Origin of the sequence: Pseudomonas sp. Xaverov 259, assembly GCF_019352915.1 — a bacterium.
Lineage (GTDB): Bacteria > Pseudomonadota > Gammaproteobacteria > Pseudomonadales > Pseudomonadaceae > Aquipseudomonas.
Window position 1 is genome coordinate 324,698 of sequence record NZ_JAAAFV010000021.1, and the last position, 11,446, is coordinate 336,143.

General features: G+C 59.6%; 12 protein-coding genes and 1 tRNA gene. 5 read left to right on the plus strand and 8 right to left on the minus strand.

Annotation, left to right across the window (positions count from 1 at the left end):
* Position 1: 1 nt before the first annotated feature.
* From sctR to K0H48_RS06905, 8 genes are read right to left on the minus strand one after another with little or no spacing between them, the layout of a single operon-like run.
* Complete coding sequence (gene sctR, locus K0H48_RS06870; protein ID WP_219266887.1) at positions 2–655, minus strand: type III secretion system export apparatus subunit SctR; 654 nt, start codon at positions 653–655, stop codon at positions 2–4.
* Positions 652–1,662 carry a FliM/FliN family flagellar motor switch protein gene (locus K0H48_RS06875; protein WP_219266888.1) on the minus strand — a complete coding sequence of 337 codons (1,011 nt, stop codon included), beginning with the start codon at positions 1,660–1,662 and terminating at the stop codon, positions 652–654. The genes sctR and K0H48_RS06875 overlap by 4 nt, the downstream gene beginning before the upstream one ends.
* Positions 1,662–2,117 carry a type III secretion system HrpP C-terminal domain-containing protein gene (locus K0H48_RS06880; RefSeq protein WP_219266889.1) on the minus strand — a complete coding sequence of 152 codons (456 nt, stop codon included), beginning with the start codon at positions 2,115–2,117 and terminating at the stop codon, positions 1,662–1,664. The genes K0H48_RS06875 and K0H48_RS06880 overlap by 1 nt, the downstream gene beginning before the upstream one ends.
* Positions 2,114–2,542, minus strand: a complete 429-nt coding sequence (locus K0H48_RS06885) for a YscO family type III secretion system apparatus protein (protein WP_219266890.1) — start codon at positions 2,540–2,542, stop codon at positions 2,114–2,116. Before K0H48_RS06885 ends, K0H48_RS06880 begins: the two co-directional genes overlap by 4 nt.
* Positions 2,529–3,884: a FliI/YscN family ATPase gene (locus K0H48_RS06890; RefSeq protein WP_368862098.1), complete on the minus strand. Its 1,356-nt coding sequence runs from the start codon at positions 3,882–3,884 to the stop codon at positions 2,529–2,531. The genes K0H48_RS06885 and K0H48_RS06890 overlap by 14 nt, the downstream gene beginning before the upstream one ends.
* Positions 3,881–4,780, minus strand: a complete 900-nt coding sequence (locus K0H48_RS06895) for an FHA domain-containing protein (protein ID WP_219266928.1) — start codon at positions 4,778–4,780, stop codon at positions 3,881–3,883. Before K0H48_RS06895 ends, K0H48_RS06890 begins: the two co-directional genes overlap by 4 nt.
* Positions 4,781–4,817: 37 nt before the next feature.
* Positions 4,818–6,911: a type III secretion system export apparatus subunit SctV gene (sctV, locus tag K0H48_RS06900; RefSeq protein ID WP_219266891.1), complete on the minus strand. Its 2,094-nt coding sequence runs from the start codon at positions 6,909–6,911 to the stop codon at positions 4,818–4,820.
* On the minus strand, positions 6,908–8,005 hold the full coding sequence (locus K0H48_RS06905) for a TyeA family type III secretion system gatekeeper subunit (protein ID WP_219266892.1): 1,098 nt from the start codon (positions 8,003–8,005) through the stop codon (positions 6,908–6,910). The genes sctV and K0H48_RS06905 overlap by 4 nt, the downstream gene beginning before the upstream one ends.
* A 264-nt stretch (positions 8,006–8,269) precedes the next feature.
* On the opposite strand from K0H48_RS06905, the gene K0H48_RS06910 reads away from it, so the two are divergent.
* From K0H48_RS06910 to K0H48_RS06930, 5 genes are all read left to right on the plus strand, one after another.
* Positions 8,270–8,815, plus strand: coding sequence for an RNA polymerase sigma factor (locus K0H48_RS06910; RefSeq protein WP_138816959.1), 546 nt, complete (start codon positions 8,270–8,272; stop codon positions 8,813–8,815).
* 369 nt (positions 8,816–9,184) lie between these two features.
* Positions 9,185–9,261, plus strand: a tRNA-Met gene (locus tag K0H48_RS06915).
* A gap of 111 nt (positions 9,262–9,372) precedes the next feature.
* On the plus strand, positions 9,373–10,206 hold the full coding sequence (locus K0H48_RS06920) for an EamA family transporter (RefSeq protein ID WP_219266893.1): 834 nt from the start codon (positions 9,373–9,375) through the stop codon (positions 10,204–10,206).
* 96 nt (positions 10,207–10,302) lie between these two features.
* Entirely contained in the window at positions 10,303–11,082 is a 780-nt protein-coding gene (locus K0H48_RS06925) for a PhzF family phenazine biosynthesis protein (protein ID WP_219266894.1), read from the plus strand.
* A 36-nt stretch (positions 11,083–11,118) separates the two neighbouring features.
* Positions 11,119–11,446 (plus strand): gamma-glutamyltransferase (locus K0H48_RS06930; protein ID WP_219266895.1); only part of this gene is annotated, 328 nt, incomplete at its 3' end.

Below are 11,446 nucleotides of genomic sequence, written 5' to 3' on the forward strand. Positions count from 1 at the left end.
CTCAGAGATAAGAAAAGAAGAGGCTGTCGAGCAGCCGTGACCACCCGGAAACCATCACGAACAACAACAGTTTGAGCGGCAGGGAAATGGTCATCGGCGAGACCATCTGCATGCCCAATGCCAGGAGCAAATTGGAGACAATCAGGTCGATCACAATGAACGGAATGTAGATGAGGAAGCCGATCTCGAACCCCGCCTGCAATTGCGACAGCACAAAAGCCGGCACCAACAGAATCAAGTCTTCTCGCTGAACTTCCTGGGCCATGGCGGCCGGCCATAGGCGCGCGGTGTTCTCCAGCAAGTGCGTCAACACATCCGGATCAATATTGCGCAGCATGAATGCGCGCAAGGGTTTGATCGCCTCCCCGCCGGTGTGCAGGGCCATTTGCACACTGCTTAAATCCAGCGGCGATACCTTGACGGTTTCGGCGATCTCGTAACCCACCGGCGCCATGATAAACAGCGTCGCCGCCAGCGCGATGCCATTGATGGCCATGCTCGGTGGTACTTGCTGCACACCTATCGCGTTGCGGGTGATCATCAGCACGATGACAATTTTCAAGAAGGCCGTACACACAATCAACAGCATGGGCATCAGTGACAATGCGCCGAGGAACAGTGCAAGTACAAAGGGGTCTATGCCCTGAATACTCATCGCGAAAAAACCACTCGCGTCACCTGCAGGCCCAAGCGCCCATCCACTTCCACCAACTGCCCCTGGCCGATCGGCCGATCACCGTAGTACAGGCCGGCCATTCCCGGTGCATAACCGGTAATGCCCAATACTGAACCCTCAACCAGGTTGCGCAGCTCGCCCAGCGTCAAGTTGAGCATTCCACAACGCACGCTTAACGCCATGCTCAAGTCATCGAACGGTTCGTGCCCGAATACTTCGGCCACGGGTTCATCTTCCGGCTCAGCGTAATAGGCTGCTGAAAAGTCCTCGTTCACACTCGTGTCCTCTATAGAAGTCAGGGTCAGGCACAGCGGCCCGGTGTCATCGTCAATGCAGCCGTGCAGGCGCTGCCTCCCGACCTGCACGTAGCCATTGCCCTGGGATTGAAAAAAAGCCTGCTCGAGCACCAGCACATCACCCATCCGCAGGCTGCGCACTTGTGCGATGGGTAGCTGCAAGGTCCCAAGGGGCACGGCAATTGCCAGCTGGAACTGCGCCGGCATCGGCGCGGCGATAGAGCGCCAAGGTGCGGCCTCGCACAACGCCAGAAAGCTCTGGTGGGCCAGCCACACGTAGCCCACAACCCGAGAGGCCCCCAATGTCACGCTGACTCGGCAGCCGAAACCCACCGGACGCGCAGTCACCAGCAATCGCATATAGCCAAACAACGCTTTCACTTGAGGACTGAGGTGGTGCTCAAACAGCGCCCAGAACCATGAATGTGGGTCGTTTCCAGCCTTGGCCAATGGCACGGGGCATTCACCCAGCAGGCTCAACAACGGCCCCGCCTCGGCGAACGCCAACACGCCGAGGGCGGTTTCAAAACACAACGCCTCGCCGCCAACAGGGGCACGCCCGGGCTCGATCAGCAGCTCACCCGCTTGCCCTGCAACCTGAAACGGTAAACGCAGCCCACGCCCCAGCCTGCGGCGTGCAGCCACCGTGCTCTGCTTGACCACAGGTAACGCTAAAAAAGGCACCTTCATCACGTACAGTCACCTGGCAGGTAGAACCTGACCGGTTGCCCCAAGGCTTGCGTGCACCGCTCCTGGCACTGCTGCCGCACACCACGCAGCCAATGCTTGGTGGCATCGTCCTCTGCGTCCAGTTCTATGGCCCAACTGCTCTGCTCACGATGCACAAGGGCGTTGATCCGCCCCAGGCGTGGCAAGCTCAGTACGAATTGCAGCGGCCACTGTGTACCGGCCTGAATCGGCGCCACGAGTTGGTCGACCAATACATCGGCCTTGGCGACCTCGACTGAGGCTTTGATATCCAGGCGCGAATGCCCAAAACGCTTCTCTGCAGCACCGCCGGCAAGCAGATGCGCAAACAGTCGCCCTTGTTCCAAGGGAACGTAAGCCCCCACGCCAGGCTCGCGTTCCTCCCGTAGCTCACGCGTGCGTCGATGCTCAGGCGCGGTATTTGAAACCTGTGTCATAGCGAATCCTGAGCGAGCAAATTGGACAGTTCCTGAAGTTTTTCCACCTGGCGCAAACACTCCGTGGCGTACTTCTGGGCACTGCCCACCTGGATGTCCTTATCCTTGTGCTGCGCTTGCAGTGCCTGCACCTGGCCTTCGTCGCGCAAAGTGCTGGCCGACAACGAACGCTCTTGTGACCCCCAGGCGTTCAGCGCTTTGAGCGTGAGCACCTGGCCCTGATGCTCGCTGAGCAACTGCGCACTTTGCTGAGCCTCTTCCTGACGGGTTTGCTCAAGGGCTTGCTGGGCCTGTTGAATATGGGTCTGCAGGGTTTGCCGCGCTCGCTTGGCCTCACGCAAGGCCCGTTCAGCGCGGTCGGCCCGATGACGGCGCAGGCGTCGCAAGGTCTCGATATCCGCCATCGACACGTCAGAATGGGACATAGGCCGTCAGCTCCTTGAGTTGCTCCAGTGTGGCTGCCATCGGCGAGGGTTCACGCAAGTCCTGGCGCAGGAAACTGTCCACTGCGCTGCGACTGTCTACCGCCAAGTCGGTCAATGCATCGCTACCCGGCTGGTACTCACCCAGCTTGAGCATCAGCTCGATTTGCTGGTACGCCGACAACAGCCGACGTAGCGCCGTGCCGGCCTGGATATCCCCGGGCTCGGCCACGTTGCTCAAGATCCTCGAAAGGCTGGCCAATACGTCCACTGCCGGATAGTGCCCACGCTCGGCCAGCTTGCGAGACAGCACGATATGGCCGTCGAGCAGCGAGCGAACTTCATCGGCCACCGGGTCGCTCATGGAGTCCTGCTCGATCAGCACCGTGTAGATCGCCGTGATCACGCCTTCACGCGTCAACCCGGCACGCTCGACCAAGCGCGGCAACAGGCTGTACACCGAAGGTGGCAAGCCACCACGGCCCAGGGGCTCGCCGGCGGCGAGGCCAATTTCTCGCTGGGCCCTGGCGAACCGTGTGAGGGAATCGATCAGAAGCAGCACACGCTTGCCCTTGCGTCGGAAGCCTTCGGCCAAGGCTGTCGCCGTGAAGGCTGCGCGTGCCCGCTCCATGCTCGAACGATCAGAGGTGGCACACACCAGGACGGCTTTGGCGCGCAGTTGATCATCGAGTTCATGATCAAGAAACTCGCGCAGCTCCCGGCCTCGCTCGCCGATCAGGCCGAACACAATCACGTCACACTCAACGTTGCGGGCTATCTCCGCCAGCAACGTGGTCTTGCCGCAGCCGGCCCCGGCAAACAGGCCGACACGCTGCCCCTCGCCCAGCGTCAGCAGGCCATCGATCGAACGCACGCCCGTGGCCAACGCGCGATTGATTCGCGGCCTGTCGGTGGGCAAAGGCGCTTCGCACAATACGGGGCTGGTGTCCGCCGTGTCGGCCAGCGCAAAAGCGCTGGCGCCTTCACCGGTAATCGGCCGCCCAAATCCATCCAGTACCTGGCCCAACAACTTCTCGCTGACCTGTACCTGATGGGATATGCCCAGGCGCTCTACGCTCGCCCCCACACGCACGCCTTCCAGGTTACCCAGCGCACTGAGCACGGCATCCTGCTGGTCGAACCCGATAATTTCGGCGAGCATGTGCTCGCCTTGCTTTTCCACTTGGCACAAGTCGCCTATGCGTGCCTGAGGCAGTCGACATTGCAGTAACATGCCGTTCACACGCTGCACACGCCCGCGTATCGTCACCGGCGCAAAACCTGCCAGCGTCTGGGACTGGTGCCGCTGCCAGGTGTCGAGACGCGCCTGCAAATCCTTATTCACCAGCGCACCTCATAGCGCTGCGCGCCCTCGAAAACCACCTTGCTGTTGTCAATCATCACCAGGCGCAAGTCATCCACTTGGTCTCCTACAAACAGTCGGTTGCCATCCTCCAGCACGACGTGACCATTCGCCCCTCCGATAATCTGAACGATCTTGAATGGCAGCTCATTGTCGTGCGCACGCACACGGCTGAGCACTGGCACAACGCTGTCGAACTGCTCACCAAATCGGTCGAGCATGCGCGTCACCAACGCCAGGTCCTCCTCGGAAACATCGCCGTTGAGCGCGACCTGGCCATTGATCACCTGCAAACTGACCCGCTGGCTCAAATCACGCTCACTGAGCATATTCAGCAACTGCTGGCGCACCTCGAACGGCGAGGCCAATTCGGTTTTCTGGGGCCCTGTTGGCATCAGTGAGGCCTGCGGATCACGCTCCCCGGTGGAGGCAATGCCCACCACCATGATGATGACTGCGACCACCAGCACCACACTGATCAAACGCTTTTGCTGCGAGGGCCCGAGGGCCGACAACTTCAACGTCTGGGGCGCTTCTTTGGCCATAACCTTGGCTGACGTTGCCGGCGCGGGTGCTTCGGGCCAAGGCTGATCCGCCACGGCGACATACAGCCGAATGGCGCCCACGCCAAATTGTTCGCCCAGCGCCAGATGCGTGATCTGCGCCACTACCTGCCCTTTTGCGCCCTGCAACAACCCCGCCTGGGCCTGCACCGACCATGTGGAGCCGACCAACCGCAACAGCGCGTGCTGCTCGGCGATCCCTGGATCGCTCAGCACCAAGTCAGCCTCTGGATGGGCACCGATGCTCCACTGCTCACCGAACAGCGGCAGCGCGGCCCCTTGGTGCAGGCCATCGAGAACACGCAGCTCGAACATCATTGGACGCTCCGCCGTGCTGAAACTGGCGCAGTCTTCATGCCGCCGTACCACGCATCAGCTCGGTCTGGCCAAGGTCAAAACGCCCCAACACTTTCACCTTTGAGGTGCTCCCCAATTCGGCAAAAGACATCACAGGGACGTGGTTGAATTCTTCGAGCAAAAGAGTGCGCAAAGGGCTGCGCAAATCCTGCGCCACCAGCATCACGCTTTTGCTTTTGGGGCGAGCCACGAAGGCTTGGTTGAGCAGGTGGATCAGTGACGCGCTGCTGTCATTATCAAGGGCGAAGAACACCCCGGTCTGGGTCTGGCGCAGCGATTCGCGCAGCACGTTTTCGGTCTGTGGAGACAGCAGCCAGGCATGCAGGCCGTCGGCCTCACTGTACTGGTGGAAAATCTGCGATTTGAGCGCAATACGCGCGTAGTCCGCCAAAGCGTCCGGCTCTCGTTCATGCTGGCCGTATTCAATCAGCGACTCGACAATCAACCTCACGGCGCGCAGCGGTACGCCTTCGCCAGCCAGGCGTTGCAGGACTGCCGAAAACCGCGACAGCGGCATGATTCGCTGTAGTTCCTGCACCAGCTCCGGCTGGTTGTGTTCAAGCCAGCTGAGAATTGACTTACTCTCCTGGATCCCCAGGAACTGGGGGCCGGAGAGCATCATCGCCTGCTTCATGCGCTCGACGATCAGGTTCGTCGCAGTGAAGCGCTCAAGCGCGGGGTCATCAAGCAAAGGATCATCTGGCGCCAACCACACCCAATCCTGCTCATCGCGTTCGGCCAGGCCCGGTATCGCGTGCTCCGGTACCTGCGCCAAGGCTGTACGCTCCACGGCCACTTGCGTAACAACCGAAGCCTTGATCATCGGCACTTCGTGTACGCAGAAGCGCATTTCGTCGTCCGCCAACGAGTCGTCGAGTTCGACTTCGAACGGCGGCAACGTCAACCCGATATTCGCAACGAGCGCATTGCGGGCCTGACGAAGGCCGTGAACCAGATCAACCACCTCGGGCGTTCCACGCAAGACGGGAGAAAACTGCAGGAGATAGGGGCGTGACGGGTCAAAGCCGCGCAAGTCCTCTTCACCGTTTTCTTCCGGGCGCACGGCCTGCGTGGCCTCGGCCGCGGGAGCTTCTTGGCGTTGACGTTGGCGCGCGAGGTAATAGCCCAGGGAGCCCGTCATCAGTGAGATAAAAATAAACACCAGGGTCGGCATGCCAGGCAACGCCGCAAACGCGAGCATGCCCACCGATGCAATCATCCAGCTCTTGGGTTCGCTGGTCATCTGACGGGCAATTTCTGCGCCCATGTTAGTGACGCCCCGGCGCCCATCCGGCGCGGCACGGGTGATGATCATGCCCGCCGTCAGCGAGATCAGCAGCGCAGGGATTTGCGCAATCAAACCGTCACCGATGGTCAATACCGAATACAGCGCAATGGATTCGCCGGCGGTCATGCCATGCTGGAACATGCCTGTGGAAAAGCCGCCCAACAGGTTGATCAGCACGATCACCAGACCTGCAACGGCATCGCCCTTGACGAACTTCATGGCGCCGTCCATGGCCCCGAACAGCTGGCTCTCGCGAGACAACTGGTCGCGCTTGTCCCGCGCCTGATTACCGTCGATCAGTCCTGCACGCAAGTCGCTGTCGATAGACATCTGCTTGCCGGGCATCGCGTCCAGGCTGAAGCGTGCGGCCACTTCGGCAACCCGCTCGGAACCCTTGGTGATAACCAGAAAGTTGACCAGGGTGAGGATCATGAAGATCACCAACCCTACGGCCAGGTTGCCACCCACCACAAAGTTGCCGAACGCCTCGACGATGTCACCGGCGTCTTGCTCCAGCAGGATCAACCGCGTGGTCGCAATCGACAGTGCCAGGCGAAACATGGTGGTCAGCAGCAGAATCGAGGGGAACGACGAAAACGCCAAAGGCCCCGGCAGGTAAAGCGCCAGAACGATCAGCAAGCAGGCAATACAGATGTTCAGCGCGATGAGGATATCCACCAGCCAGGTCGGCAGTGGCACGATGAAGATAAACACAATCGCCAGTACCACGACAGCACCAAGGACTTCAGCACGTTGTGCGACCTTGAGCAGCCAGCGGTTGATAAACGCCAGTACCGTCACATCAACGCCCTCGGCTCAATCTGGCCCTTCTCCAGGCGTGTGAACTCATCCATCACGAGCAGGAAGTTATGCAAAGCCTCCTCACGCCCCCGCGAGTCGCGCCATAAGGCCGCAGGCAAACCTTTGATCAAAGGATAAAGCGCATTGAGAGAGGCCAACTGGCGGGCCGCCGCATCCCCAGCCAAGTCATCCGCCAGCAGTTGAACCTCGGAGGGGGCAATGCCATTGCCGGCATAGCCCAATAGACGTTGCAACAGGTCAACGGCGTCGTGTTCAACATTCAGACGCTGAACCAGGTCTTGGCAATTGGACAGCACTCCACCCAATTGACCACAGCTCTGTAACCCCAACAAAAGCGTGCGCAATTTGGCGGTAGGAATCGACGAAACGTACGCCGCAATATCATCAGCCAGGGCCCGGCGCATGAGATTGAGCCCGACCGCAAACTGCTCGCCACCGTACTCTTTCAAAAGCGCCTGCATCATGCTGGCCAGGGATTGGCGCACTACCACATTGGCGTAGTAGAGCGTACGTATCGCCTGACATTGCGCCGGATCATCACTGCCTGACTGCAGGGCCAGGGCAATATTGAGGCCCGCCTGGATCTCCCGCTTGTACTGAATCTCCAGCTTGGCCAGCGCAGCACGTGCCAGTGCCGCCTCGCTTTTGACTTGCGCGTCACGCGTCGACGCTGCCTGGGTCTGGCGCACGAGTGCTTCGGCCTGCGCCGTCAGCTGACGAAGCACAACAAAGGTACGTGCAGGGTCCCCACCCGTAAGTTCGACTAACTTTTCGAGACTCTGCTGGCGCTCCAGATGCTGTCTGGCCACGATGACCATCTTTGCCAGGCTTTTCTGGGCGGGATGGCCGAGCCGATCATAGAGCTGCGCGAGTTGCTCGACAGGTGTGACAGGCCCGCTAATGGCGCGTCGGGTCAACGCGGTGCTGTGAGCGGCGGCTTCCTGGCTAAAAATGCCGGCGAGCGCATCCAAACCTGGCGCAGCATCCTGCGATCGGGTCGCAGCGACCTTCTCGGAAACGGACGGCTCCAAGCGCTGGATTCTGTGCAGATCGGGGTTGAATTCGACTTTCATGGGCATGCCAGGACAGGGAGTTTGTGTCTCTATGTGGCAACCCAGCGCCATACAGTTCCATCAAAACCACACACACTCTTTGCTTTGAAAATACCCGCACAAAACCACCTGCCGTTTTGCAAGTACCTGCGCAAAATCACACTATTTCAATATATTTATATATATAAATCAGCAAGTTAAGCGATTTTTTTCATTTGGCACAGCCAGTGCAAAAGGGGTTCCCGTCGAACTTACTTCGATAGCGTCTACCCTGAGGAAAAAATCGTGAATATCCCTATTGAAGCTTTAGCGCAGCTCGTTGGCGACTCGCCTCAATTCATGCTCCAACTGACGGACGACCAGCAGAAAAAACTCCGGCGTTTTATTCATAAACGCGTACTCAACCCCGAGGACGCCGACGACATCCTGCAATTGACCTACCTGGAGGCTTGGCGCAACAGAGAGCGGTTCAGTGGCCAGGCGACCCTTAGTACCTGGATGTGCGGCATTGCGCAAAACCTGGTCCGCAACCATTTCCGGCGCCTGTATGCCAAACCGGTGCATTGCGAATTCGATGAATCGCTGTGGCATGGCCAAGAGGAAAACAAGAATCTGGATTGGGAATTCGAGATCAACCGCCGACTGGAAAAAACCTTGAGCGCCATTGATCACTTGCCGGCGGAAATGCGTAAGACGCTCTACGCCTCGTTGGAGACCGATGGGAGTTACCAGGACACCGCCGACGTGCTGGACATCCCCATTGGCACCGTTCGCTCACGCCTGTCACGGGCGCGCGAACACTTGAAACGCGTCACGCACAACCCGTCGTAACCGTAAGCTGGCCCGGGGGGCAAGCGTTGGGCGGCAGGGATATCTGCCCAACCGAACTACGCTTTAACGTGCGCAGCGCCACACCCTTGCGATCACGCATTTAACACAGTCAGCAGAACAGCGCAAAACCCATGTGGGAGCGGGCTTGCTCGCGAAAGCGGTGCGCCAGTCAACACATGCATCAACTGACAATCTGCTTTCGCGAGCAAGCCCGCTCCCACCTTGGATCTTCGTGGCTGAAACACCCGTACCCGCCACACCACTCGTCGCCGTTTGGCCTGATTTTGTTTAAACAGTTGAAAGCGTAGATAAAATTTTGAAATAAACGCTTGACGCATATGCGTTCTACGCGAATAATGCGCGCCACTTGGCTACGTAGCTCAGTTGGTTAGAGCATAGCATTCATAATGCTGGGGTCCGGGGTTCAAGTCCCTGCGTAGCCACCAAGTACTAAAAACGGCTTACCGAAAGGTAGGCCGTTTTTTTATGCCTGCAGAAAAGTGCTCGGGCATACTCTCTGCGATCAACACCCCAAAATGCTGCTTTGAGTGTCATCCATGAGCCTCAGCGTTTTCGCCATCATCATGCTGGGCGCCGCCCTTCACGCCACCTGGAACGCGGTGGTCAAAGGCGGCGTCGACAAGCTGCTGACCACCTGTATGATCGCATCCGCCGCGTCATTGCTTGCGCTGGCGGCCATCCCGTTCCTGGCGCTACCGGCCAGAGAGAGCTGGCCCTTCATCGGCGCATCGGTGGTGTTGCAGGTGCTGTATTTCGTGCTGGTGGCCTCGACCTACCGCATTGCCGACATGAGCCAGACCTATCCGATAATGCGCGGCACGGCGCCGCTGCTGGTGGCATTGGTGAGTGTGCTGGTGTTGCACGAGCCGCTGTCGGCGTTTGCCTGGCTTGGCATTGGCGTGATCTGCCTGGGTATCTTGAGCATGGCCGCTGCGCCCTCGGCCGGGCATAACAAAGGGCTGGTGCTGGCGCTGGTAAACGCCTTGGTAATAGCCGGCTATACGCTGATCGATGGCCTGGGCGTGCGCAAGTCCGGCGCACCAGCGGCTTACACACTGTGGATATTTTTGCTGACCGGCTTCCCGCTAGCCGCGTGGGCTTTAGCTGCCCGGCGTGCAGCGTTCTGTCGCTACGTCGTCCGCAACTGGCGGCTTGGCGCCGTCGGGGGCGCAGGCACTGTAGCGTCATACGGCTTGGCGCTGTGGGCAATGACACAAGCACCCATCGCGACGGTTTCGGCCTTGCGTGAGACCTCGATCCTGTTCGGCGTAGTGATTTCGGCCTGGGTGCTCAAAGAGCATCTCACGCGGACTCGCATCATTGCCGCCGGCATTATTGCCGTCGGGGCGATGGTGTTGCGCCTGGGCTGACCAGGACACATGCGCACAAAAAAACTGAGGATCTGTACTTTGACGCTCCACGTAACCCGCTGCTAGTGTCCTGCCTCCCTACATGGAGCACCTGTGATGAAACTGGATATCTATCAAGTCGACGCGTTCAGCCAACAGGTCTTCGGCGGTAACCCGGCGGCTGTCTGCCCGCTGACCGAGTGGCTGCCCACAGAGCAATTGCATCAAATCGCCGCTGAAAACAATCTGTCGGAAACCGCATTTTTCGTGCCCCGTGGCGAGGTGTATGAGCTGCGCTGGCTCACCCCAGAAGTCGAAGTGGACCTGTGTGGCCATGCAACGTTGGCCGCTGCATGGGTGTTGATTCACAAACTGCCGAATGCCCCTGAAGTATTGCGCTTTGCTACCCGCAGCGGTGAGCTTCGCGTGACGCGCAATGGCGACGAACTGGCAATGGACTTCCCGGCCAAACAGCCCGAGCGCTGCGAGCCGCCAGCCGGCCTGTTGAGCGCGCTGGGGCTCGAACACGCCGAGGTGTATGCCACTGACGACTACATCGTCCTGGTTGATGACGAAGCCCAGGTCGCGGCACTCACGCCAGATTTTGCACACCTCAAGGGCCTGCCCAAACGCGGGATAGCGGTGACGGCCAAAAGCACGCGCTTTGATTTTATTTCCCGTTGGTTTGGCCCGAACGTGGGCGTCAATGAAGACCCGGTCACCGGTTCAGCCCACACCTCGTTGGCACCGTTCTGGGCCGAGCGCCTGGGCAAGTCACACTTGAACGCCGAACAGGGCGGCAAGCGCCGTGGGCAACTGCGGTGTGAACTCAAAGGTGACCGCGTGATCATCTCAGGCCATGCAGCACTTTACCTGCAAGGCACGATTTACCTGTAAAAAGGACTGCCCCAAGGACAACAGATCATTCTCAAAATGAACGGAGTTCAGCGCGTGTTTTCGATTTCCCGCCGTCAATTGTCGATGGTTGCCGCAGCCCTGGCGCTGGCTGGCTGCCACACCCCCGTCAACGAACAACCTCCGGCACCGGAACTGGGCTCGGGTTACCGCACCGACCTCACCACCCGCCACGCCGAACGCCATATGGCCGCCGCCGCCAACCCGCTGGCGGCCGAAGCCGGGCGCGAGATGTTGCGCCAGGGCGGCTCGGCGATTGACGCGGCGATAGCGATGCAGGCAGTGCTGACCCTGGTGGAGCCGCAGTCTTCCGGCATCGGCGGTGGCGCGTTCATCATGCTGTGGG